Source organism: Rhizobium sp. CNPSo 3670, assembly GCF_057784555.1.
The window spans coordinates 26,085-50,571 of record NZ_JBXSOL010000007.1; the positions used below are offsets into that span (position 1 = coordinate 26,085).

Below are 24,487 nucleotides of genomic sequence, written 5' to 3' on the forward strand. Positions count from 1 at the left end.
CTGATTTTTCTCCCTGTTTTACCTTGAGAGCCGCTTTTGCGGCTCTTCTTTTTGCTGCGGCCGGCGCATTTCCATGAAACTGTGGAGATTAACCCTTTCTTAAGAAACGGCTTGCGCATTTGCGCTAATGATACCATCTTAAAGTCATAAAGACCGGACGCGGAAACTTTTCCGTCAACCCCGGCGTTACCTGACCATAAGTAGCTGCGTGCAACAGGGACTATTGCGATGTCGGAAGTTGGATTGAACACGATCAGTTTTGCGGGCCGCGCGGCTGCATCCTCTCAGTTCAAGGCACTCTATGGCGAAGGCATGTCGCTGGTCGAAGAGACCGCCGCCTATCTTGACGGCCAAGGCCGCGCAGCCTCCAAGGTTCTGCCGCGCATGGCATCCGTCCTCTACGCCGCGGAATCGATGCGGCTGACCACCCGCCTGATGCAGATGGCCTCGTGGCTGCTGTTGCAGCGCGCCGTCAACAATGGCGAGATGTCGCGCGACCAGGTGCTGGCCGAGAAGAACAAGGTCCGCCTCGACGGTTTCAACGTCGACCGCGCAGCACCCGGCTGGGGCGATCTGCCGGAATCGTTCCGAGACCTCGTCGAGCGCTCCCTGCGCCTGCAGAACCGCATCGCGCTGCTGGATCGCGAAATCTATCGTCCGGCCGAAGCCGTGATCGTTCATGACAATCAGAACAGCGTCCAGGCGCAGCTTTCGCTGCTGCAGACGGCCTTCGGCAACAACTGACCAGAGCTGCTAAATCCATTTGGGCCGGCTGCGCAGTGCGCGGCCGGTTTTTTGTTGCCGCTGCGCATCGTTCCGCCAACGCAAAAAAGCCCGGCAGAACCGGGCTCCTTGCGAAACGTCGTCAAGCAGAAGCGATTAGAGACCGAGGCCGCCGAAACGCTTGTTGAACTTGGAAACGCGGCCGCCGCGGTCCATGAGCTGCTGGTTGCCGCCCGTCCAGGCCGGATGCGACTTGGAATCGATTTCGAGGTTCATGACAGCGCCTTCCGAACCCCAGGTCGAGCGGGTTTCGTATTCGGTGCCATCGGTCATGACTACCTTGATCATGTGATAGTCGGGATGGATGCCTGCCTTCATAACAATCTTCCTGCGATACCGGAGTTCAATTTGCCGCATGCAGTTGCGGCCACCGAACCGATTGAATAAATGAAGCCGCAGTCGTGATGGCTACGGCTTCCCATTAGGATGCGGTGCCTATACATGAAGGACGCCGGGATAACAAGAGCCAACAGGCCGCATTAGCGGGTCCTGCGGGCGATCGGAGACGATTTGGCAGATCAGGCACGGGCTGAGGAAAACAGAAGGCGGTCGCTGCGGCCACTCGGCAGGCTGATGCCTTATGTCATGCGTTATCGCGGGCTGGTGGCCGGCGCGCTGATTTCACTGGCGCTCGCCGCCATGACCTCGCTGGCGTTGCCGCTCGCCGTGCGCCGCATGATCGACCACGGCTTCACCGGGTCCGACGGCAGCTTCATCAACAGCTACTTCGCTATGCTGATGGTCATGGCCGTCGTGCTCGCGATCGCGAGCGCGTTGCGTTATTATTTCGTCATCACCATCGGCGAACGCATCGTCGCCGATCTTCGCCGCGACGTCTTTAACCATGTGACACGGCTGTCGCCCTCCTTCTTCGACGTCAACCAGTCCGGAGAGATCGTCTCGCGGCTGACCGCCGATACGACGCAGATCAAGTCCGCCGTCGGCGCCACCGCCTCGGTGGCGCTTAGGAATCTCATTCTCTGTCTCGGCGCCTTGGGCATGATGGTCGTCACTTCGCCGAAACTGTCGAGCCTCGTCATCGGAGCGATCCCGCTGATCGTCTTCCCGCTCGTCGCCTTCGGCCGCTCGGTGCGCAGGCGCTCCCGCGCCGCTCAGGACACGCTTGCCGAAGCGTCCGCCTTCGCCAACGAGACGATCGCCGCGACCCGTACGGTACAGGCCTTCAACGGCGAGGACGCCGCAGCGAGACGTTACGCCGGCGCCGTCGAATCCGCCTACGAGGCCGCCCGCGCCGCCATCCGCTCGCGCGCACTCTTGACCGGCATCGCCATCACGCTGATCTTCGGCAGCGTCGTCGCCGTGCTCTGGGTCGGCGCCCACAGCGTGCTGGCCGGCACGCTGTCTGCCGGCACGCTCGGCCAGTTCCTGCTTTATGCCGTCATCTCCGCGGGATCGCTCGGCGCGCTGTCGGAGGTCTGGGGCGAACTCTCGCAGGCGGCCGGCGCCGCCGACCGGCTGACCGAACTCCTCGACGAGGTGTCGCCGATATCAGCCCCCGCCAACCCCGAGCCTCTCCCTTCGCCCAGCCGCGGCCGCGTCGAGTTTTCCGACGTGCATTTCGCCTATCCCTCGCGCCCCGGCAAATCGGCCCTGCATGGCTTGGACTTCGCTGTCTCGCCGGGCGAAACCGTCGCGATTGTCGGCCCCTCCGGCGCCGGCAAGACCACAGTCTTTTCGCTGCTCTTGCGCTTCTACGATCCGCAGCAGGGCAGCGTGGCGATTGATGGTGTCGATGCGCGGCTGGCGACACCTGACGAGGTGCGCCAGCGCATCGCCATCGTGCCGCAGGACGTCACCATTTTCGCCGCATCGATCCATGACAACATCGCTTTCGGCCGCCCTGGTGCATCGCGTGAGGAAGTCCGCGCCGCAGCGCTTGCCGCCCAGGCCGACGAATTCATCGCCCGGCTGGATAACGGCTATGAGACCGAGGTCGGCGAACGAGGCGTCACCCTCTCCGGCGGCCAGCGACAGCGCATCGCCATTGCCCGCGCCATCCTGAAGAACGCGCCCGTGCTGCTGCTCGACGAGGCGACCTCAGCGCTTGACGCCGAAAGCGAGACGCTGGTGCAGAAGGCGCTCGACGGCCTGGTTGACGGTCGCACGACACTGGTCATCGCCCATCGCCTGGCGACGGTGCTGAAGGCCGACCGAATCCTCGTCATGGACAAGGGCCGCGTCGTCGAGGAAGGCACGCATCAGAGCCTGATCCGCCAGGGGGGCATCTATGCCCGGCTGGCGCGCCTGCAATTCGACGCCGCCAATGAGGATGTGCTCGCTCCTGCCAACTAACCGGTACGCGCTTCTCCACCGATAGCGACTAAAGTCTCAGGCCGACCACACCTCCCTGCGGTTGTCTTTCCCGCCTCCTGCCCTACCCTCTTCATGCCCCTGGGTGGGGATTGCTGTTGAAATCGCGGGAGGAGATAGGAATGGCGCTTTCCGACATGACGCGACGCACGGGGCTCGCGCTCGTTCTGGGCCTGACTGCAATGCTGGGGTTCAGCAGCTCTGCTGTTGCTGCAGATTTTCCCGATCGTCCGATCACCATGGTCGTGCCCTTTGCGGCCGGCGGCTCGACCGATGTCGTCGCCCGTATCGTCGCGCAGAAGATGTCGGAGGATCTCGGCCAGCAGGTGATCGTCCAGAATGTCGCCGGTGCCGGCGGCAATCTCGGGGCCGGCAACGTCGCCCGCGCCGAGCCTGACGGCTACACCATTCTGATGGGCACCGTTGCGACCCACGCCCTCAATCCGCTGATCCTCAAATCGACGCCCTACGACCCGGAGAAAGATTTCGCGCCGGTCTCCCTGCTCGTCGTCGTGCCGAACGTGCTGGTCGTCAATCCGGAATTGCCGGCAAAAACGGTGCAGGAACTGGTCGCGCTGCTGAAAGCCGAGCCCGACAAATACAGTTACGCCTCGTCCGGCAACGGCACGCCGCTGCATCTCTCCGGCGAACTCTTCAAGTCCATGGCCGGCGTCAGCATGCAGCATATCCCCTATAAGGGCGCCGGTCCGGCATTGAACGATGTCATCGGCAACCAGGTGCCGATCATGTTCGACAACCTGCCCTCCTCCTCCAGCCACATCAAGGCGGGCACGCTGAGGGCGCTGGCGGTGACCACCGCCGAGCGCGCGCCCTCCTTCCCCGATGTACCCACGATCGCCGAGTCGGGCATACCGGGTTACGAGACCTATACCTGGAACGCGCTTTTTGCCCCAGCCAACACGCCGGGCGGGGTGGTGACGCGCCTCAACGCCTCGGCGAACAAGGCGCTCAAAGACCCGGCCGTTGCCGAACGCATGAAGGAATTCAGCGCCACCATCGTCGGCTCGACGCCCGAGGAACTTGCCGCCCACGTGAAGGCTGAGCTCGCCAAATGGGGGCCGGTCGTCAAGGGCGCAAACATCCAGATGGAATGATGCGAGGACATTTGCCCGGCATCTTCCGCGCAGCGCTGATTAGCACCAGTTGAACTCAATCCTCATTAAGGCAGTGGAAAAGCTCGGCATTTTGATCTAGCCTCCTCGACGCTGATGGTGCAATTCAGCGTTTCGGGAGACATCCATGTATAAATTCGAAGTCTACAAGGATAAATCAGGCGAATTCCGTTTCCGCTTCAAGGCATCGAACGGGGAAACCATGTTCAGCTCCGAGGGTTACAAGGCGAAGGCGTCCGCCCTGAATGCCATCGAGTCCATCAAGAAGAATACCTCCGGCGCCGAGATCGTCGACCAGACGAAGGCCGAAGCCTGAGCGGCATGGCACGGGCGGCATCAATGCCGCCCTGCTTTTTTGCGCCCTCGAGCGGCGCTGGTGTCTTAGAGACCGGCTCGCCTGTTTGTGATTTCCGGCGCGATTTTTCTTTTTCAAATATTTTTTTCAAAGCCATGTCGAAACGACTGGCGATCGCGCCTCATTGTCTCGGAACGGCTAGCCGCTCCACCAGGCTCGACGGCTTTCGCCGGCGGCCTGGATCAATGCCAACAACAATATCAGGAGTTTTCCATGCAATATGCCCTCATCATTCGCGAAGCGCCGGAGGATTTCGCCCGCCGTAGCGATCCGGCCTATCGCGACGGCTGGGTTGCTTACACCCAGGCGCTTGTCCAGGCCGGGATCATGACCGGCGGCGCGGGGCTGACAGCCCCCGAGACCGGCACGGTCATACGCCGCAAGGGCGAGGATCACGATGTCCAGGACGGTCCCTATCCGGAAGGCAAGGAGCAGCTCGGCGGCTTCTATCTGATCGAGGTCCCGGACATCGACACCGCGCTCGAATGGGCTACCCGTATTCCTATCTCCGACAAGGGTTCGGTCGAGGTGCGCCCGCGCCTGCAGATGTGAGGTGGCAATGCCGCCCGATGCCGGACGCGCCGCCGAACAAGTGGCGCGACAGTCCTATGGCAGGCTGATCGCCTTTCTCGCCGCCCGCTCGCGCGACGTGCCGGCGGCAGAAGACGCATTGTCGGAAGCGCTGGCTTCGGCCCTTCGCGTCTGGGCGGAGCGCGGCATTCCCGCCAATCCGGAAGCCTGGCTGCTGGTGGCTGCCCGCCGCAATTTGATGCAGGCGGCCCGGCACCGCACTGTCGAGGCCAACGCACAAACGACGATATCACTCGCCCTCGAGGAAGCGGAGGCACGAATGAACGAGGCCGGCAATTCCGTCTTTCCCGATGAACGGCTGAAGCTACTCTTCGCCTGCACCCATCCTGCCATCGACAGCTCCGTGCATACGGCGCTGATGCTGCAAGCGATTCTCGGCATCGAAGCCAGAACCATCGCCCGGGCCTTCGTCGTTTCAGCGGAAGCGATGAGCCAGCGGCTGGTGCGGGCCAAGGTGAAGATCCGTGATGCCGGCATTCCCTTCACCATACCACCTCGGCCCGCGCTGCCTGGGCGGCTTGCCGCCGTGCTTTCGGCGGTCTACGCCGCCTACGGCCTCGGATGGGATGGTCTCGATGGCGAGGAAGCGCACCATTCGCTTGCCGGCGAAGCGATCTGGCTCGGCCGGGCGCTTCTGACGGTACTTCCGGATGAGCCGGAAGCGATCGGCCTTCTCTCGCTGATGCTTCACTGCGAAGCCCGCCGTAGCGCCCGCCGCGACGGCAACGGGCGTTATGTGCCGCTGGACGAGCAGGATCCGGCCGGCTGGGACGCCACCATGATCGCGGAGGCGGATGCGCTGCTGCGCAAGGCCGGAAGCTTCAACCGTTTAGGCCCCTATCAGTGCCAGGCGGCGATTCAATCGGTGCATGCGGCGCGCCGCCTTTCGGGAGTGACCAACTGGCAGGCGCTCACGACGCTCTATGCCGCGTTGCTGACGATGAAGCCGACGCTCGGCGCGCGCGTCGCCCAAGCGGCGGTGATCGGCCGGGCTTTAAGCCCCGCCGAAGGCCTGACCCTGCTCGACAGGATCGATCCGCGCGCGATCGCTGCCTATCAGCCCTACTGGGCCGTACGTGCCTTTCTTCTGGCACGAGCGGGCGACGATGCGGCCGCGGCCGATGCCTACATGACGGCGATCGGCCTCAGCGACAGCCCCTCTGTCCGAGCCTTTCTCGTCGATCGGCTCGCCGAAGCGCGGCGGACGACATCAGGCTGATCATTTCTCGGTGAGCTTCAGCTCGATGCGGCGGTTCGTGGAACGGGCGTCCGGGGCATCGCCGGGTGCGATCGGCTGAAATTCGCCGAAGCCCGCGGCAACGAGCCGGTCCGCCGGCACACCCTGGCCGATCAGGAATTTGACGACCGAAATCGCGCGTGCGGAGGAAAGCTCCCAATTATCGCGATAGCGGCCCGTTCCCGCAAGCGGCACATTGTCGGTATGGCCGTCAACGCGCAAAACCCAGTTGATCTCCGGCGGAATTTCTTTGGCGAGGTCGAGCAACGCCGCGGCAAGCTTCGCCATCTCCCCCTGCCCTTCCGGGTTGAGATCGGCGCTGCCCGAGGGAAACAGCACTTCGGACTGGAAGACAAACCGATCGCCGACGATACGAATGTTCTCGCGATCCGAAAGGATTTCACGCAGGCGACCGAAGAAGTCGGAGCGGTAGCGATTCAGTTCCTGCACGCGCGCCGCCAGCGCCACGTTGAGGCGACTGCCGAGATCGGCGATCTTGGTCTGCGAGACCCGGTCCTTCTCCTCGGATGCCTGCAGCGCCGCTTCGACCGCGGCGATCTGGCTGCGGAGTGCGGCGATCTGCTGGTTCAAGAGTTCGACCTGGCTCAGCGCCCGTTCGCTCACCTGCTTCTGCTCGTCGAGCTCCTGGGTCATCGCGCCGATCCGCTTCTGAGCCGCATCCTGGCCGCCCGAGCCGGCGTTCAGCAGCGCCTGAAGCCGTGAGCGTTCCCCTTCGGCAGTCGCGAGCGAAGCCTGCAGGTTGGCGACCGAATCCTGGAGATCCTGATTGCTACCCTTTTCGAGTGCCAGAAGCTGCGTCAGCTCGTTGATCTGGCTATTGAGGCGATTGAGCACCTCGTCGCGCCCGGTGATTTCGCGGCTTAGGATGAACTGCCCAACGACGAAGACGGTCAGCAGGAACATGATCGAAATGAGCAGCGTCGACAACGCATCGACGAAGCCCGGCCAGTAATCCACCGTGCGTTCGCGGCGGCGGTTGCGGGCAAGTGCCATGGCTTACTTGCCCTCGCTCTTTTCTGCATGGCTCGTGCGCTCGCGCAGCCGCTCGGACCGCTCGCCGCCCCGCTCCTGCAGGCCGATGCGCTCGGCCAGCCGGTCGAGCGTCCGGCGCATGGCTTTCGCCTCGTCCTGCTGCGCCTCGATCCAGTCACGCAGCATCTGCTGCTCGTTGCGCATATTCTTGACCAGACCCTGAATGCCTTCGGCAAGGCTTGCCATGGCAGCGACAGAGCGCTGGTTGCCGACACCGCCTTCTTCGGAGACCTTGCGCAGATACTCGGAAAGTGCGCGCATGTCGTCCGAGGAAGACCCGGCAACGGCGTCGAGCGCCGGCGCAAGATCGGAGCCGACATCGGTGACCGAGGAGAGCCAGTTTTCCAACTCCGTATAGAAGCGATTCTGCGCGCGCCCGGCCTGCAGGTCGAGGAAGCCGAGAATGAGCGAACCGGAGAGGCCGAGCAGCGACGACGAGAAGGCCTGCCCCATGCCGGAAAGCGGCATGGAAAGTCCCTCCTTCAGCGCCGAGAGCACGTCTCCCGTGCCGTTCGAGCCGGGATCGAGCGACTGGATGACGGCGCTGATCGAGCCGATTGTGCCGATGAGACCCCAAAACGTGCCGAGCAGGCCGAGGAATACCAGGAGGCCGATCAGGTAGCGCGAAACGTCACGCGATTCGTCGAGGCGGGTGGCGATCGAATCCAAAATCGAACGCAGCGCCGTCGTCGACAGCGCCACCGAGCTCTTGCGGCTGCCGATCAGCGCCCGCATCGGCGCAAGCAGCCGCGGGTTACGGTTGACCTTATCCGCGCTGCCGGCAGCGCGGAAGGAGTTGAACCAGCGCACTTCGGGGCGAAGCGCTAGCACGTGATTGAAAACAAGGACGATTCCGACTGCGAGAACGCCGAGGATCAGGCCGTTGAGGCCCGGATTGTGCATGAAGGCTGTTTGCGTCTGCCGAAAGAGGATCGCGGCAATGAACCCGACAATGACGAGGAAAAGCAGCATCGTCCAAAGGAAGGGCATGGGGCTCGAGAGCCTGTAGGTATAACCGCCGGCCGTCTTTTCGGTGGAGCCGATCTCCGCCACATTCACATTTTCCATAGGTCCAGCAGCCTCCGAACTCATTGCTGGCGGAGACTAGAGCAACATTGTGCCGAATTGAAGTATGCCGTGGCGAAAACCGTGACTTTACAACAGCCGGATTTTTATGCGCTCACTTGGCGGGAATCGGCCGCTTGATGACCTCGATCAGCGCCTTATGGATGTGTTCGTTGCCGGCGACGATCGCGCCGCCCTCCAGAATGGCCGTTCCGCCATCCCAGTCGGTGACGAAGCCGCCGGCTTCGCGGATGAGCAGGATACCGGCTGCCATGTCCCAGGGCGCAAGCTCCGCCTCCCAGAAGCCGTCGAAACGTCCGGCGGCGACATGGGCGAGATCGAGGGTCGGTGCGCCCAGGCGGCGGATGCCGGCCACTTCGCCCATCACGTGGCGCAGTTCGACCAGGAACTTGCCGTGATTGCGCTTGCCGAGCGCGGGCACACCGCAGCCGATGACGCAATCCGACAGCACGCGGCGCGCAGCGACGCGCAGGCGCCGGTCATTGAGGAAGGCGCCGCCGCCGCGCTCGGCAGTATAAAGTTCGTCGGTCGCCGGATTGAAGACGACGGCGGCAACGATCTCGCCATTGCGCTCGAGCGCAATCGAAACGGCGAAGGCCGGGATGCCATGCAGGAAGTTCGTCGTGCCGTCGAGCGGGTCGACGATCCAGCGATGCGCGCCGTCGGTGCCCTTGATCTCCTCGCTTTCCTCGCCGAGGAAGCCATAGGTCGGCCGCGCCTTCAACAGTTCTTCCCTGACGATCTTCTCGGCCTTGCGGTCGGCGGCGGAAACGAAATCGCCCGGTCCCTTCACCGAAACCTGCAGGTTCTGCACTTCGCCGAAATCACGCCCCAGCGATTTTCCGGCCTTGAGAGCAGCCTGAACCATGACATTGAGAAGAGCTGAACGGGCCATCGGCGCATTTCCTTGGGACTGATACGGGACGCGCGCTGCCAGGGGCGGGAAATGTCCCTGAACATGTATGACAGGCAGCGCTAGCAAAGATTGGCGGCCTCAAGACCACAAAATCGCGGAAATTTCAAGGGGAGGCACGCATGGCTGCCCGCAGGCCGGAAAAGCATGGCCTAATTTGCCATCGGATCCAGAACCGGCCTCAGAACTTCTGCTGCGTTATCAGGACTTCGCGGGCGATCTGATCGAGCGGCAGAATGCGGTCGACGCCGCCTTTTACAATCGCCTCCTTCGGCATGCCGAAGACAACCGAACTCGCCTCGTCCTGGGCCACGGTATAGGCGCCGGCTTCATGCATCTCCAGCATGCCGCGCGCACCGTCGTCGCCCATACCCGTCATGATGATCCCCATGGCGTTCGAGCCGGCCGAGCGCGCCGCCGAACGGAAGAGCACGTCGACGGAAGGCCGGTGGCGGGAGACCAGCGGCCCGGTCTTCACGCTCACATAATAGCGCGCACCCTGGCGTTCGAGCAGCGTGTGCTTGTCACCGGGCGCGATCAGCACATGGCCGCGCAGCACCGGATCGCCGTCGGCGGCCTCCTTGACCTCGACCTCGCAGAGCCCGTTCAGGCGCTTGGCGAAGGCGGCTGTGAATTTCTCCGGCATATGCTGGACGATCACCATGCCGGGCGCATTGGCCGGCAGCTCCTCCAGGAATTCGCGCAACGCTTCGGTTCCGCCGGTGGAGGCGCCGACGCAGACGACCATCTCCGTCGTCTTCGCCATGGCGCGGCCCGTTGGCGGCGGCAGCATGGCATCGGCCGTCAGCTTCCTGGCCGGTCCCTCGGCGGAAGCGGAACGAATGGTTCCGGCGGCACGGCGCGCGATGGAAAGTCGCGCGTGCGAGGCGCTCTTGACGACTTCGCGAATGCGCATCGCATCATCGGCAAGACCGTCGGCAGCGCCGATCTTCGATTTCAGAATGACGTCGACGGCGCCCGCCTCCAGCGCCTGGATCAGCGTTTCCGAGCCCGCTTCCGTCAGCGACGAACACATCACGACCGGGATCGGCCGCTGCGACATCAGTTTGCGCAGGAAGGTGATGCCGTCCATGCGCGGCATCTCCACGTCGAGCGTGATGACGTCGGGAATCTCCTCCTGCAGCCTCCGCGCCGCCACGAAAGGATCGGACGCCACTGCCATGATCTCGATATCAGGATCCTGCTCCAGCACATGAGCCAGCGTCTGCCGGACGCTGGCGGAATCGTCGATGATGAGAACCCGGATTTTCTTGCGCATGAATGCCTCTAGATACGCTGAAACACCGTATTCGAGACCTGCTTCAGCGGCAGGTCGAAGCCGGTGATCGATTCGGAATGACCGATGAACAGATAGCCGCCCTTCGCCAGGCAATCGCAGAGGCGGCTGAGCACGCCAGCCTGGGTCTGCTTGTCGAAGTAGATCAGCACGTTGCGGCAGAAGATGACGTTCATCAAGTCGCCAACCGGATATTTGTCGTCCATCAGGTTCATCCGTGCAAACCCCACTCTGCTGCGCAGCTTCGGGCTTATGCGCACCTCCTTGCGGCCAGACTGCTTGGCGACCAGCACATATTTGCGCTGCAGGTCGCGCGGCACGGGCGCAATCAGGTCTTCCGGATAGATGCCCTGACGCGCCGTCTGCAGCACGTCGGTGGAAAGATCGGTGGCAAGCACGCTATAGGAAACATCCCTGCGGCCTTCCGCGAATTCCGCCAGCACCATTGCCATCGTATAGGGTTCGGCTCCCGTCGAGCAGGCCGAGCTCCAGGTGCGGATGGTGCGCACACCGCTATTGGCGATCGCCGGCAGCGCCACGGTCTGCATATATTCAAAATGCTTGGCTTCCCGGAAGAAGTCGGTCTTGTTGGTCGTCACCACGTCGATGAGGTAGACGGTTTCCTGGGCAAGCCCATCGTGATTGAACAGAAAATCGCAATAATCGTCGAAGGTCGAATGGTTGGTCGCGCGAAGGCGGCGCCTCAGCCGCCCCTCGAGCATCGTCAGCTTGGTCGGCGGCATCTTGATGCCGCTATAGTCGTAGATGAACTGGGCAAGCTTGTCGAAATTGCGCTTGCTGATCCGGTCGCCCGGCAATTGGGTTTCCACAGCTGCCATACTCATAGAACGCAGAACTCCGATTTGATGCGGCGTCAGGCTGCCGATTGCAGTGCCGAGGCGTCCTCGCGCGACAGGAGTCGTGCAAGATCGATGATGACAACGAAGCCGTTTTCACGGCGAACGACGCCGGCGATATAATCCGAACGCCAACGCACGCCGATGTCGGGCGCCGCCTCGATCTGGTCGCGCCGGAACGGAGTGACCTCGAAGACGCGGTCGGCGACGAGGCCCAGAGTCAGGAGCCGGTTTTCCATCGGCACGTCGAGCACCAGCACCCGCGTGTGCGGCGTCGGCACGGTCTTGGTCATGCCAAGCTTCAAGCGAAGATCGATGGTCGGCACGCCTTGCCCGCGCACGTCGCGCAGGCCGAGCAGATAGTCGGGACCGTTCGGAATCTTGAAGGCTTCCGCATAGTCGAGGATTTCACGTACGACCTCAACCGGCACGGCGAAAATCTCGTCGCCGAGGCTGAAGGTCACGAATTGCGCTTCCAGAGATATGGTAGCCATGATCATGCGCTTTCCTTGAATTCAGCGTCCCCATCATCGGGGCCGCCCATGGAGAGATCGAGAGCGAAACCTTTCACCCGCGCCTGTTGACCGGCAACGCTGTTGGCCGGTTTCTTGGCGGCAGGCTTGCGGGCGGAGCCCTGAGCCGGACTGCGGACCGTCATTCTGGCGGCCGGCGTGCGGGACTGGCGGTTGCCGGCCGCATCGACGTTGAAGAAGGCGATCGAGGCCTGCAGTTCCTCGGCCTGGGAGGCAAGTTCCTCTGAGGTCGCAGACATCTGCTCGGAGGCACCCGCATTCTGCTGCGTCACCTTGTCGAGCTGCTGGATCGCTTCATTGATCTGGGCCGCACCGACGTCCTGCTCGCGGCAGGCGGCGCTGATCTCGGCCACGAGTTCGGCCGTCTTACGAATGTCGGGCACCAGGCGGCCGAGCATGTCGCCGGCTTCCTGGGCAGCCTTAACGGTATCGCCCGACATAGAGCTGATTTCGGCCGCCGCCGACTGGCTGCGCTCAGCAAGCTTGCGCACCTCGGAGGCGACGACCGCAAAGCCCTTGCCATGTTCGCCGGCGCGCGCCGCTTCGACGGCGGCGTTCAGCGCCAGCAGGTCGGTCTGGCGGGCGATTTCCTGGACGATACTGATCTTGTCGGCGATGGTCCGCATCGCCTGCACCGCGCGCGAAACGGCTTCGCCGCTCATCTCCGCATCCTTGGCCGACTGGCGAGCGATCTTTTCTGTCTGGGCGGCATTGTCTGCATTCTGCTTGATATTGGCGGCCATCTCCTCCATTGAGGCGGAAGCCTCTTCGGCGGAGGCTGCCTGTTCGCTGGCACCCTGTGACACCTGTTCGGAGCTTGCCGAAAGTTCCTGGCTGCCGGCCGAGACGTTCTCGGCGGCCGAGATCGCATCGGCGACGACGCCGCGCAGCCGTTCGACCATCTGTTCCAGCGCGATGCCCAGTGTATCCTTCTCCGATAGCGGCTTCGGCGAGACCCTCAGGTCGCCGCCGGCGATTTGCGTAGCGATGTCGGCGGTGGCTCGAAGATTATCGGTCATGACATTGATTGTATTCACGAGATCCCTGATCTCGTCATTACTCTTGATCTCCACCTTCTGGTTTAGGTCGCCGATGGCGACGGCATTGGCAACGTCCATGATCTTGCGCAGGCCGCTGTTGACGCCGAGGCCTATCCACAGTGCAGCCGCGAAAGCGATAACTGACGCACCAACCGCAATGACGATCAGCATGTTCTTGGTAGAGCCATAGAGGACTTCAGTGTCGTTATCAGCCTGTATCATGGCCTTTTGCTGCAGCGATACAAGCGCCTCGAACACCTCTTCCAGTTCCACGACGACAGCGCGAACCTCTCCTGACGAAAGCGCTGCGGCCCCTGCCCTGTCACCGCTTTCTTGGCTTGCGGCAACTCTGGCGGAACCTTCGCTGAAGCGCTTGGCCAGCTCGATCAGCCTATCCCAGTTGGGTTTGCCCTCGGTGGTTGCGAGCTGTTGACCGCTTGTAGCGAAGGCGAGCATATCATCCGCGCTCTTTGCCGAGTTCTGATAGTTCTTGACCGCTGTTTCGGGATTCATTTCCAGAAGGGCATTCTTCTGCCAGCGAACCGCATTGAGCTCGGCCGTCTTGGCCTCCAGAGCCAGTTCGAGGCTTTTTGCAGGACCGGAGATAAGGCTGCCGACAGCGTCGTTCAGCGAACTGAGACTGATGATGCCATAAATCGCGCTACCCACCAGCAATAGTATGACGACACCAAATGCGGCTGCGAGTTTGAGTTTGATCGTGATACGCATCTCAATATTCCTCTCTGAGAGCGAAGGAATGATGTGGACCGGGCGCGCGGCGTCATGCAGCAAAGAAAGTCCGGCAGGCGAAGACAGGTAAGAAGAATTGGCGGACTTCCGTGGCGACGCCCCCGGGGCGCCGGAATTGCGTCGCGGGCCGTGCTGGCTGGCCCACGACAGTTGCAAGGGAAAGCCGCCTATTCTCTGGGAAGCGTCATGCGCTCTCCCTGAAATCGTCGTCGCCGGCGTCAGGGCCGCCCATCGACAGGTCAAGGGCAAAGCCCTTCACGCGGGCCTGCTGGCCTGCAACGCTGTCGGTTGCCGGCTTCTTGGCCGCCGGCCTGCGAGCGGCAGGGGCCGGGCTACGAACCGTCATCTTGGCGCCCTGTGTGCGATCGCGGCGCCCACCCGCTATATCGACCTTGAAGAAGGCGATCGAGGTCTGCAGTTCTTCCGCCTGCGAAGCGAGCTCTTCGGACGTCGCCGACATCTGTTCGGAGGCGCCGGCGTTCTGCTGCGTCACCTTGTCGAGCTGCTGGATCGCCTCATTGATCTGGGCTGCACCGATATCCTGCTCACGGCAGGCAGCACTGATCTCGGAAACGAGTTCCGCCGTCTTGCGGATATCAGGCACCAGGCGCCCCAGCATTTCGCCGGCTTCCTGGGCGGCTGTCACTGTGTCGCCTGACATGGCGCTGATTTCGGCAGCGGCCGACTGGCTGCGTTCGGCAAGCTTGCGCACTTCCGAGGCCACTACGGCAAAACCTTTACCATGCTCGCCGGCGCGTGCGGCTTCGACGGCAGCGTTGAGAGCCAAGAGGTCGGTCTGACGGGCGATCTCCTGCACGATGCCGATCTTCTGTGCGATCGTGCGCATGGCATCAACCGCTCGGGCGACGGCTTCGCCGCTGGCTTCCGCGTCCTTGGCCGACTGCCGGGCGATTTTCTCGGTCTGGGCGGCATTGTCGGCATTCTGCTTGATGTTGGAGGCCATCTCCTCCATCGAGGCGGAAGCTTCTTCGGCCGAAGCCGCCTGCTCGGTAGCGCCCTGCGACACCTGCTCGGAACTCGATGAGAGCTGCTGGCTGCCAGAGGAGACGTTCTCGGCGGCCGAAATCGCGTCCGCGACCACACCGCGCAACCGCTCGACCATCTGCTCCAGCGCAAGGCCCAGCGCATCCTTGTCGGAAAGCGGCTTCGGAGACACGGTGAGATCGCCATTGGCGATCTGGTTGGCAATCCCCGCCGTGGTCCTCAGATTGGCGATCATGCTCTGCATCGCAATCCCGAGCGAGTCCTTGTCCGAGAGAGGCTTGGCATCGGTGGTCAGATCGCCCGTGGCGATCTGGTCGGCAAGGGCGGCGGTCGCGCGCAGATTGGCGGTCATGGTGTTGACCGTCTCGATGAGGTCCTTGATCTCGTCATTGGTCCTGACATCGACTTTCTGATTGAGATCGCCGATTGCCACGGCGTTTGCGACGCTCGTGATCTTTCTCAGACCATTGTTGATGCCGAGCGTGATCCATAATGCGGCGCCGAGCGCCACAAGCACGGCGAGCCCGGATGCTGTGGTGAGGATGAGCTTGGTGGAATTGTAAAGATCGCTGTTCGACTGATCGGTCGCTTGCATGCCTTTACGCTGGATCTCGGTGAGGGCTGCGATCGCATCGCCCATGTCGCCGGTCATCGCCCGGAGATCGCCAAGTGAAAGCGCCAGGGCGCCTGCCTTGTCACCCCTGACATCGAGTTGCTGCAGCTCGGCGGACTTCTCGCGGAATTTCCCGCCAACGCTCCGCAGCTTCTCCCAATGCGGCTTCCCTTCCGGAGAGGCGATGGCCAAGCCGGCGTCGACAGCGTCGAACATGGCCTGCAGATTCTGATCGGCCTCTTTGTAGAAACCGGCGGCCGCGTCCGGATCGGTGGAAAGCAGCGCGTTCTTCTGAGCCCGAATGGCGTTAACTTCGGCGATGTTTGCATTCAGCGCCAGTTCCAGCCGGCGCATCGGGCCGTTGATCATGTTGCCGCTCGCCTCGTTCAATGTGCCGAGGCTGAAGCTTCCATAAACCGCAATGCCGATCAGCAGCAGCGTCATGATCCCGAAAGCGAGACCTAATTTCAGTTTGATAGTGAAACGCATGTGATACCCCATTTTATGCGCCAAAACGATTGAATAGAGAGACGTTCCGATCCGGGAACGCCGAACTTCAGAGTGACGTGTCTGAAAGAGGGAAAGCGACTGCATTCACTTCCCGGCAGCCGGACATCTATCGTCGCAGCGCCAACGCCTACACGCGTTGGGGACATTCCGCCTCGGGCCACCGGAGCGGCCCGAGATTTCCGATGAGGGCGGAGGCGGCTCAGCTGCCTCGCCGGCGGAACGCTATGCGCGCCCCGGGAAGCGCCTACGCGCTTTCCCGAAAGTCGTCGTCACTGGCGTCCGGACCGCCCATCGACATATCGAGAGCAAAGCCCTTGAGACGCTGCTGCTGAGCCGAAACCGTCTGACCGCGGCCCTGGCTTTGGACCTGCGCCGGAGCCTTGCGGGCCGGGGCCTTCACCACCTTGGCTGAGCCGTTCGCCGGCATCTTCTGGGCGCCGGACCGCGCGCTGCCCGTCGTATCGACCTTGAAGAAGGCGATCGACGTCTGCAGTTCTTCCGCCTGGGAAGCGAGCTCCTCGGAGGTTGCCGACATCTGCTCTGAGGCGCCGGCGTTCTGCTGCGTCACCTTGTCGAGCTGCTGGATCGCTTCGTTGATCTGCGAGGCACCGATATCCTGCTCACGGCAGGCGGCGCTGATCTCGGAAACGAGTTCCGCCGTCTTGCGGATGTCGGGCACCAGGCGGCCGAGCATCTCACCGGCATCAGCAGCGGCCTTGACGGTATCACCGGACATCGAGCTGATTTCGGCCGCCGCCGACTGGCTGCGTTCGGCAAGCTTGCGCACTTCCGAGGCGACCACGGCAAAACCTTTACCGTGTTCGCCGGCGCGTGCGGCTTCGACTGCGGCATTGAGGGCCAGCAGATCGGTCTGACGGGCGATCTCCTGCACGATGCCGATCTTCTGGGCGATCGTGCGCATGGCGTCGACAGCGCGCGTTACCGCTTCGCCGCTGGCTTCGGCGTCCCTGGCCGACTGGCGGGCGATCTTTTCGGTCTGGGCGGCGTTGTCGGCATTCTGCTTGATGTTGGCGGCCATCTGCTCCATCGAAGCGGAGGCCTCCTCGGCGGACGCGGCCTGCTCCGTGGCGCCCTGCGACACCTGTTCGGAGCTCGCCGAAAGCTGCTGGCTGCCGGACGAGACGTTCTCCGCGGCCGACAGCGCATCGGTGACGACGCCCCGCAGGCGTTCGATCATGATGTTGACATTGCCCAGAAGCTCGCCGATTTCGTCATGGCTGGTGATATCGGCCATTTTCGTCAGGTCGCCTTCGGACACTTCGCGAACCACGGTGTTGGCGCGGCCGAGGCCTTTGCTGATCGTGCTGGCGATCCACAAGGCCGTGATCGCGGCAACCAGCAGTGCAACGACAGCGACGGCAATCATCGTCGTGCGTGTGGTCGCATACTGCGCGTCGGCATCGGCGTCGGCGGTCTTCATGCGCTGCTTCTCAAGCGCAAGAATTTCGGCGAGTGTCGAGTCAATATCGTTGGCGGCGGCACGCGCCGTCGTGATGGAGATAGTGTTGGCACCGTCCGCATTGCCGGCCTTCAGATAGTCGCGGATCTGGTCGTCGGCTGCGTTGAAGGCCTTGGAAAGCTCGGCAATACGCGCCCAACGCGCCTTGCCTTCTTCCGTGGCAAGCGCCAGAACCTGGTTGAAGGCATCGCTGAAATCCTTACGAGCCGCGTTGCCCTTGTCGGTCGCACGGGCACTTTCTTCGGAAGTACGGGCGGTGAGCAGGTTCTTCTGTTGGCGGATGGCTTCGAGCTGCGCGATGTTGATCTGCTGCGCAAGGTCGAGGCGGGCTGCCGGGCCGGCAAGAAGATTTCCGATGGTATCGTTCAGTGATCCAAGGCTGAAAATGCCATAAGCGGCAGTGCCCAATAACATGAGAATAATAAAGGTGAACGCCGTCACCAGTTTCGTCTTGATTGTCAGTCTCATCGTCCCAACCCCTCTTGGATTACGTGCCGTCAACTGACGGCCCCAGCTGCGTCATGTCGCGATGAAAAAATCGCCTGCAGATTCGGGAGAATGATGAACTCTCCACCCCTCTTCACCAGGCAGTTGATGTAGTCGGCCCGCCAGCGCATGCCGACGCTCGGTGGCGCCTCGCTCGCGATCTTTGCGAGCGTCGTCACCTCGTTCACCTTATCGGTTCTGAGGCCGACGAGCGTCGGCTCGCCCTGCAGATCGATCTCAATGACGATGAAGCGGCTGTCGATCGTCGCCTCCGTCGCCTCCATCCCGAAAGCGAGACGCAGGTCGGCGAGCGGAATGACCTTGCCGCGGAAGTTGATGACGCTGGCGACGAAGGGCTGGCTGCCCGGCACCGCCGTCTCCGGAAGCAGATCCAGGATTTCCTGGACGATGACCGCCTCCAGCGCAAAAGTCTCGCCGTTGAGATCGAAGGTCAGGACCTCGACTTCCTCGGCATAGCTCCAATGATTGTCGAAACGTTCGGCTGTTGCTGCTGCACTCATCCTGCTACCCGCAATTGCGCCTCCTGTTGCTGACCCGCGGCAACCAGGTGCCCGACGTCGAGAATGAGGGCGACGCTGCCGTCGCCTAGAATGGTGGCGCCTGAAAAAGTCGCCACGTCGTTGTGCAGTTTCGACATCGACTTGATGACAGTCTGATGGTCGCCGATGATCTGGTCGACGACGAGGCCCACGCGCTCCGTGCCGGTCGAGATGACGACGACCTTCTGGTGCACGTCGGGCTTCGTGCCGGTGCGGAAAAGATCCCGCAGGCGCAGGAACGGCACCAGGCTGTCGCGTAGCGAGATGAAGCTGCGGCCGCGCGAGCGCAGATCCTCCTCGAGCGACAGTTCGAGGCATTCCTCGACGGCCGAAAGCGGGATGACGTAACGGCCGGTACCGACACGCACCAACAGACCGTCGATAATGGCAAGCGTCAGCGGAATGCGCAGCGACACTTCCGAACCCTGTCCGGGCACACTGACGATATCGATCGCGCCGCGAAGCTCTTCGACCGTCTTCTTGACCACGTCCATGCCGACGCCGCGGCCGGACAGATTGGTGATCGCCGCCGCCGTCGAAAACCCGGGAGCAAAGATCAGTTGCAAGAGCTCGGGGTCCGAAAGCGGCTGGCCCGGATGGATGAGGCCGGAGGATTCCGCCTTGGCGCGGACCCGTTCACGGTTGATGCCGCGGCCGTCGTCCTTGATCGAGATAATCACCTCGCCACCGGCCTGACGGGCCGAAAGTGTTACCGTGCCGGCCTTGGCCTTGCCGGCGGCAAGGCGGTCGGCGGGCACTTCGAGGCCGTGATCGATCGAGTTGCGCACCAGGTGCACCAGCGGATCGGCCAGCCGTTCGATCACCGTTTTATCGACCTCGGTGCTCTCGCCTTCCGTCACCAATTCGATCACCTTGCCGGTCTCGCGGGCAAGATCGTGGACGAGGCGGCGGAAACGGGAAAAGAGGGTCGCAACCGGCACCATGCGCAGCACCATCATCGTGTCGCGCAATTCGCCGGACAGACGTTCGATTTCTTCCGAGACGGAGCGCAGTGCGATATCGGTGCTGGCGCTCGCGAGCTGGCTGAGGCGCGATTGCGCGATCACGAGCTCACCGACGCGGTCCATCAGTTCGTCCAGGCGCTCTGCCGGAACGCGCACGTTCTCGGCAGCCTTCGCCTGGCTGGCGGCGGGTGCCTCACGCTTGACGGGAACCGCTTCGACGGGACGAAATTCCGGCACGGCGGCCGCCGGGACAGGCGGTGGTGGTGCTGAGGCGGCAGCGGCAGGCACCGGCATTGTTTCAGCCGGAGCGGCCGTTGCCGCTACAGTGCCGTCGATCTCCTCGACGCTGAGTTCCATGTCGTCGAGCACGAAGATGAAGACGTCGTCGATCGCTGAACGGTCCTGCTCGCTAATCAGCGTCACATCCCAGGAAATATAGAGTTCCGTCGGCGTGAGCTCATCGAGGGGCGGAATGGCCGAAGTGTCGGCGCGCACGGTGCATTCGCCGAGATCGCGCAGTTCGTCCAGCAGGCCGAGCGGATTGGTGCCGTTGGCCATCGAATTGGCCGGCAGGCTGAAGCGGATGCGCCAGCTGTTCCTCGTCTTTTTCGTCGACGCCTCCTGCACGGGCGCTGCGACGGTGGCTGGCGCCGCAGCCTTTGCGCCGACGGCGGCCTGCAGCTGTGCCAGAAGCTTGTGCCCGGTGTCGCCATGATCGGCGTCGGGCTGATCGACGAGGGCACGCATATGGTCCTGGGCGGCGAGAACGGCGGCGACGAGTTCGCTGGTGGCCGCGACCTCGCCCTTTCGAACGCGGTCGAAGGCCGTTTCGCAATGATGGGTGAAGGCCGCCAGCGCCTCGAAACCGAACATCGCGCCCGATCCCTTGAGCGTGTGAAGCCCGCGGAATACCGCGTCGACGAGATCCCTATTGTCGAGTTGGTGCGTGAGGTCGAGAAGGCCGGTCTCGATCGCTTCGAGGCATTCGGCAGCCTCCGTGCGGAATACGGCGACGGGGTCGAGCGTACTCATCTTCCGAGAACCTTCTTCACGATCTTCACGAGATTTTCCGGATCGAACGGCTTGGTCAGCCAGCCGGTCGCGCCGGCAGCCTTTGCACGTGCCTTGAGGTCGGCGTCAGATTCCGTCGTTAGAAAGATAATCGGAACACCGGCCTGCGCCGGCACCTTGCGCAGTTCCTCGATCATCGTCAGCCCGTCCATGACAGGCATGTTGAGATCCGTCACGATCAGATCGAAGCTGCTGCCCTTGGCCGCAATGAGGCCTTCCGCCCCGTTGACCGCTTCGGTGACGCTGTAGCCGGCATTGGTCAGCGTGACCTTTGTGGTCAGGCGGATGCTGGCGGAATCGTCTACCGTCAGGATGTTGGCACTCATAATGTCACCTCTTTATGCAACCAAAACTTTAAGTCTTCATGATCGAAGGATTCGATGAAACCGGAACGCTCAAGTACGTTCAACACGGAGCCGCTGGCGGGAGAAGAAAGGTTGAGCGTCTTTCCGGCGGCTTTTGCCTGACGGCGGGCCGCTTCCATAAGTTGGATGAAACTCAGATCAGCTTCAGCATCAGCAGGAATGCTAAAGAGGATGGTATCTTTACTACCAAATGCGTCATTGATCTTGGTGTGTAATTCAGCCGCGTGCCGAATGTTTAGCACGTCTGGCAAAGTTATAGATTCACAATATTGACTCTGAGTATCCAATGCAGCCTCCTGGGCCCGAGAAATACTTTCGACCCTAAGAGGACTCTCACGACAGCGTTAATGCAGCGTAAACAGAGGTTGTAGAAAACCGACGTGAAGCGCATTCCGCGACTCCTAATTCTTATCGAGAATAAGTTGTATCCTTCTCTCTAAGCTCGGAAATAATAGAATAAGAACAAAATCTTAAATGATCTCACTTGCCATGCGCCGCACCGAAAGCCTTGTCTCACACCTTTCATTAATCACAACGCAGGCGAGTCTGGCGCGTTTACCGGACATTTCCATCCTGCCCGTAGAAATAGAGTCAAAATGGCCTGCGTTTTAAGAAAAGGTATAAATGTGGCACACGCTCTGGTAACATCCAACGCTGCAGCCTACACATCGGGGCGGGAGATCAGTCAGATCCTGGAATCCGCCCGCAGCCAAGTCGAGGAGCGTTTTCTCGAGGGCGGGTCGGTGCTGCTGTCGGTGATGGATGTCCTCAACCGCCTGCTGAATTCGCTCGAAAGTGTCGCCAAGGCACTCGATGACAACGAGGCGAGCGATACCAGCGCCGATCTCCGCGCCACGGTGGAAAGCCTGACTGCATTGCCGGTCACCGAAGAAAATCGCCAGCAGGCGCTCATCTCGCTGGCGCAAACCGGCAGGGAACTGCGCAAGCACGTCGCCGATATGCAGGAGACGATGCGTTATCTCAGAACCTTTGCCGTGACTGTAAAGATCACCGGCGCCGGCCTTGTCGAATTCGCCGGCTTTGCGCAGGAGATTTTGGAACGTATCTATTCGGGCACCGATGAGGTGAATCGCTTCGCCGCCCATCTCGACAGCCTCGAGAAAGAGGTCAAACTCGCCGCTTCCTTCGGGGCTAACGTCTCCAGGAGCTACGCCGATACCGTTCCGGCCGTCGCCGGAGCCCTGCGCGACGATGCCGCCAAGATCGCCGAACACCGCAAAAATCTCGGCATCCTCGCCCGCGAGGTCGGCGCGATCGCACGCGGCGTCCAGAGCAAGGTCAGCTCGACTCTATCAGCCCTGCAAATCGGCGATATCACCCGTCAGCGTATCGAACATGTACAGGCAACCTTTTCGCTGCTTGAAGATTTCTTCGCCGGCGAAGATGGCGCCGGGCTCGACGCCGGTGCGCGCCAGCGTCTCCAGAATGTCGTTCACCATCTGACAGCGGCGCAGATGAGCGACATGTGCGTCAATTTCCAGCGGGATTCGGAGAACGTCGTCAAGACGATTGCGAGTTTCGACCACGACATGCGGGAAATCCTCAAGCTGCGCGATCAAATGGGCACCGAAAGCGGCGAAGCCGGCGGCAATTTCATGCGCGCACTGGAATCCAGCGTTTCTGCCGCCCACGAGATCGTCAAGCAGGTCGACACGGCAAGCCTGCAGGCTGACCAGGTAAGCCATACGACAATCGGCACGGCCGCCAAGCTTTCCGAAGCCATCGTCAACATTCGCGTCGTCAGGACCGACATCCATTACATGGCCTTGAACACCAATCTGCGCTGCAGCCGGCTTGGCGAGGAAGGCAAATCGATCAACGTCGTCACCGCCGAGCTGCGCATCTTCGCCGGCAAACTCGATGAATCCGCCGACGCCATCGTCAACGGCCTGCCGGCGCTCGAAGCCGCCGCCGGGCGCGTGGCTCCCACCACGGCCACCGCCGGCGGACTGGGCGAGAGCCTGACCTCGGCCGTCGGCAACATCCGTTCCGCGGCCAATGTCATGGAAAACGAGCTGAAGGTGCTCGCCGAGAACGGCCGCGAGGTCGCCGCCAAGATCGGCCTGCTGATCGGCAAGCTCGACTTCCAGCACGAACTCGGCGATGTCCTTGCCCGCTGCGCCGATGCGCTCGAAGGCGTCGCCGGCACCGATGTCGCCGATATCTCCGATCTCGCGGAGGTCATCGCACCGCTCGACCGCAAGATTTTCAAGCTCTATACGATGGTCCAGGAGCGCAACATTCATCGCGACATCATCCCGGCAAGCGAGGAGAGTATTTCAGCGCTTGCCGAGACCGCTAAAGCCGAAAACGACGAGGATCTTTTCGCCGACGCGCTTTTCTAGAGCATAAAACCGCGGCGGCTATCGCCGCCGGAATTTGTTGGCGGCATCTATAGCCGCCTTCTGCTGATCGTCCTCGATGCCGAGATAAAAATCCTCCAGCGCCGGATCGGCAAGCCCCGCACGGCGCGACAGCACATACCATTTCGCCGCCTCGATCGGGTTCGGCGGCGTGCCGATGGCGTTGATGTAGAGATGGGCGAGCTTGTTCTGCGCAACGACATTGCCGCCATTGGCGGCAAGTTTCAGCCATTCGAAACCCTTGACGTAATCCTTCGGGCCACCAACGCCGTTGACGAGCCAGATGCCGAGATCGAGCTGGGCGGTGTCGAAGCCGGCACGCGCTGCGCGCGCCATCCACTCGCGGGCGAGCTGCTTCTTTTCCTGCGGCAGGTCCTTCAGCGTTCCATAGATCTGCGCCACGGCATATTGCGAATCGGCAATGCCCTGCTCGGCTGATTTCTCGTAGAACGGCAGCGCGAGCTTCAGCCCCTTTTCGCCGGGATTGTCGGCGACGAGGATCTGCGCCCAGTTGAATTCGGCTGAAGGATTGCCGGCTTCGGCGGCCTTGCGCATATAGTCGTCGGCTTTGGCCTTGTCGCGCGGCACACCCTGGCCTTCCATCAGCATCAGGGCATATTTGAACATCGCCGCAGGATCGCCGCCTTCGGCCGCCTTGCCATACCAGAAGGCGGCGTTCTTCACGTCCTTCTTGACGCCGAGACCCTGCGAGAGGATTTCGCCAATCAGCGTCTGCGCCGCCGGATCGCCCAGTTGGGCGCGCGGCAGCGCCTTGTCCATCGCGGTCAGATAGTAACCGCGCTGAAAGGCGCCGTACGCCTCGTCAATCGGCCCTTTGTAGTCCTTCTCCGGCGGAAGGTCGGGCAACTTCGCGCCCATGCGGTCGAAAACGCCGACGCCATCCGAGGGCTTCACATCCCCGTTGGGGAGCCGGTCGGTGCGAAAGCTTGACGCCGGCGCGGTGCCTGGCTGGCTGATGACGCTGTCCGGTGCCTGCGCCACGGCGATATCAGACCCGCCCGCAGTGAGGGCGACCATGCTGGCAAGCAGATATTTCAAAGGGCGGGCGGGCAGGATCGGCATGAGCGG

22 protein-coding genes are annotated in these 24,487 nt (G+C 62.2%); 7 read left to right on the forward strand and 15 right to left on the reverse strand.

Annotation, left to right across the window (positions count from 1 at the left end):
* The first annotated feature begins 228 nt into the window (after positions 1 to 228).
* Positions 229 to 744 (forward strand): protease adaptor protein RcdA, encoded by a 516-nt coding sequence (gene rcdA / locus AC13QO_RS08990; protein ID WP_085779357.1) that lies wholly within the window; start codon positions 229 to 231, stop codon positions 742 to 744.
* A 135-nt stretch (positions 745 to 879) separates the two neighbouring features.
* Here rcdA and rpmE read toward each other — a convergent pair whose 3' ends face one another.
* Positions 880 to 1,101, reverse strand: a complete 222-nt coding sequence (rpmE, locus tag AC13QO_RS08995) for a 50S ribosomal protein L31 (RefSeq protein WP_003566413.1) — start codon at positions 1,099 to 1,101, stop codon at positions 880 to 882.
* 192 nt (positions 1,102 to 1,293) lie between these two features.
* Between rpmE and AC13QO_RS09000 the strand changes: the two genes are divergently transcribed.
* From AC13QO_RS09000 to AC13QO_RS09020, 5 genes are all read left to right on the forward strand, one after another.
* Positions 1,294 to 3,096, forward strand: a complete 1,803-nt coding sequence (locus AC13QO_RS09000) for an ABC transporter transmembrane domain-containing protein (RefSeq protein WP_488540483.1) — start codon at positions 1,294 to 1,296, stop codon at positions 3,094 to 3,096.
* A gap of 140 nt (positions 3,097 to 3,236) precedes the next feature.
* Positions 3,237 to 4,229, forward strand: coding sequence for a Bug family tripartite tricarboxylate transporter substrate binding protein (locus AC13QO_RS09005; protein ID WP_488540484.1), 993 nt, complete (start codon positions 3,237 to 3,239; stop codon positions 4,227 to 4,229).
* 145 nt (positions 4,230 to 4,374) lie between these two features.
* Entirely contained in the window at positions 4,375 to 4,563 is a 189-nt protein-coding gene (locus AC13QO_RS09010) for a YegP family protein (RefSeq protein WP_064694384.1), read from the forward strand.
* Positions 4,564 to 4,815: 252 nt separating this feature from the next.
* Entirely contained in the window at positions 4,816 to 5,154 is a 339-nt protein-coding gene (locus AC13QO_RS09015) for a YciI family protein (protein WP_085779360.1), read from the forward strand.
* Positions 5,155 to 5,161: 7 nt separating this feature from the next.
* Complete coding sequence (locus AC13QO_RS09020; RefSeq protein ID WP_488540485.1) at positions 5,162 to 6,412, forward strand: RNA polymerase sigma factor; 1,251 nt, start codon at positions 5,162 to 5,164, stop codon at positions 6,410 to 6,412.
* Here AC13QO_RS09020 and AC13QO_RS09025 read toward each other — a convergent pair whose 3' ends face one another.
* The 13 genes from AC13QO_RS09025 to AC13QO_RS09085 all read right to left on the reverse strand — a co-directional run bounded on the left by AC13QO_RS09025 (position 6,413) and on the right by AC13QO_RS09085 (position 21,301).
* Positions 6,413 to 7,444: a peptidoglycan -binding protein gene (locus AC13QO_RS09025; protein WP_085779362.1), complete on the reverse strand. Its 1,032-nt coding sequence runs from the start codon at positions 7,442 to 7,444 to the stop codon at positions 6,413 to 6,415.
* Between the two features lie 3 nt (positions 7,445 to 7,447).
* Positions 7,448 to 8,551, reverse strand: a complete 1,104-nt coding sequence (locus tag AC13QO_RS09030) for a MotA/TolQ/ExbB proton channel family protein (protein WP_097597296.1) — start codon at positions 8,549 to 8,551, stop codon at positions 7,448 to 7,450.
* A 112-nt stretch (positions 8,552 to 8,663) separates the two neighbouring features.
* Positions 8,664 to 9,464 (reverse strand): inositol monophosphatase family protein, encoded by an 801-nt coding sequence (locus AC13QO_RS09035; RefSeq protein ID WP_488540486.1) that lies wholly within the window; start codon positions 9,462 to 9,464, stop codon positions 8,664 to 8,666.
* 199 nt (positions 9,465 to 9,663) lie between these two features.
* Positions 9,664 to 10,761, reverse strand: coding sequence for a protein-glutamate methylesterase/protein-glutamine glutaminase (locus tag AC13QO_RS09040; RefSeq protein WP_488540487.1), 1,098 nt, complete (start codon positions 10,759 to 10,761; stop codon positions 9,664 to 9,666).
* An 8-nt stretch (positions 10,762 to 10,769) separates the two neighbouring features.
* Positions 10,770 to 11,624, reverse strand: coding sequence for a CheR family methyltransferase (locus AC13QO_RS09045; protein WP_488540488.1), 855 nt, complete (start codon positions 11,622 to 11,624; stop codon positions 10,770 to 10,772).
* Between the two features lie 29 nt (positions 11,625 to 11,653).
* Positions 11,654 to 12,136 carry a chemotaxis protein CheW gene (locus tag AC13QO_RS09050; RefSeq protein WP_488540489.1) on the reverse strand — a complete coding sequence of 161 codons (483 nt, stop codon included), beginning with the start codon at positions 12,134 to 12,136 and terminating at the stop codon, positions 11,654 to 11,656.
* The gene (locus AC13QO_RS09055) at positions 12,133 to 13,938 is read right to left on the reverse strand and encodes a methyl-accepting chemotaxis protein (protein ID WP_488540490.1); all 1,806 of its coding nucleotides are present in this window, start codon (positions 13,936 to 13,938) and stop codon (positions 12,133 to 12,135) included. The genes AC13QO_RS09050 and AC13QO_RS09055 overlap by 4 nt, the downstream gene beginning before the upstream one ends.
* A gap of 205 nt (positions 13,939 to 14,143) precedes the next feature.
* Positions 14,144 to 16,066, reverse strand: coding sequence for a HAMP domain-containing methyl-accepting chemotaxis protein (locus AC13QO_RS09060; protein ID WP_488540491.1), 1,923 nt, complete (start codon positions 16,064 to 16,066; stop codon positions 14,144 to 14,146).
* 265 nt (positions 16,067 to 16,331) lie between these two features.
* A complete protein-coding gene (locus tag AC13QO_RS09065) occupies positions 16,332 to 18,035 on the reverse strand; it encodes a methyl-accepting chemotaxis protein (RefSeq protein ID WP_488540492.1) in 1,704 nt (567 codons plus the stop codon).
* A gap of 29 nt (positions 18,036 to 18,064) precedes the next feature.
* Complete coding sequence (locus AC13QO_RS09070) at positions 18,065 to 18,574, reverse strand: chemotaxis protein CheW (RefSeq protein WP_285192605.1); 510 nt, start codon at positions 18,572 to 18,574, stop codon at positions 18,065 to 18,067.
* Entirely contained in the window at positions 18,571 to 20,610 is a 2,040-nt protein-coding gene (locus AC13QO_RS09075) for a chemotaxis protein CheA (protein ID WP_183698799.1), read from the reverse strand. The genes AC13QO_RS09070 and AC13QO_RS09075 overlap by 4 nt, the downstream gene beginning before the upstream one ends.
* The gene (locus AC13QO_RS09080; RefSeq protein ID WP_488540493.1) at positions 20,607 to 20,975 is read right to left on the reverse strand and encodes a response regulator; all 369 of its coding nucleotides are present in this window, start codon (positions 20,973 to 20,975) and stop codon (positions 20,607 to 20,609) included. Before AC13QO_RS09080 ends, AC13QO_RS09075 begins: the two co-directional genes overlap by 4 nt.
* On the reverse strand, positions 20,972 to 21,301 hold the full coding sequence (locus AC13QO_RS09085; protein ID WP_285192600.1) for an STAS domain-containing protein: 330 nt from the start codon (positions 21,299 to 21,301) through the stop codon (positions 20,972 to 20,974). The genes AC13QO_RS09080 and AC13QO_RS09085 overlap by 4 nt, the downstream gene beginning before the upstream one ends.
* Before the next feature lie 339 nt (positions 21,302 to 21,640).
* Between AC13QO_RS09085 and AC13QO_RS09090 the strand changes: the two genes are divergently transcribed.
* Entirely contained in the window at positions 21,641 to 23,380 is a 1,740-nt protein-coding gene (locus tag AC13QO_RS09090) for a chemotaxis protein (protein WP_488540494.1), read from the forward strand.
* A gap of 18 nt (positions 23,381 to 23,398) precedes the next feature.
* On the opposite strand, the gene AC13QO_RS09095 is transcribed toward AC13QO_RS09090, so the two are convergent.
* Positions 23,399 to 24,481: a tetratricopeptide repeat protein gene (locus tag AC13QO_RS09095; protein WP_085779375.1), complete on the reverse strand. Its 1,083-nt coding sequence runs from the start codon at positions 24,479 to 24,481 to the stop codon at positions 23,399 to 23,401.
* Positions 24,482 to 24,487: the final 6 nt, after the last annotated feature.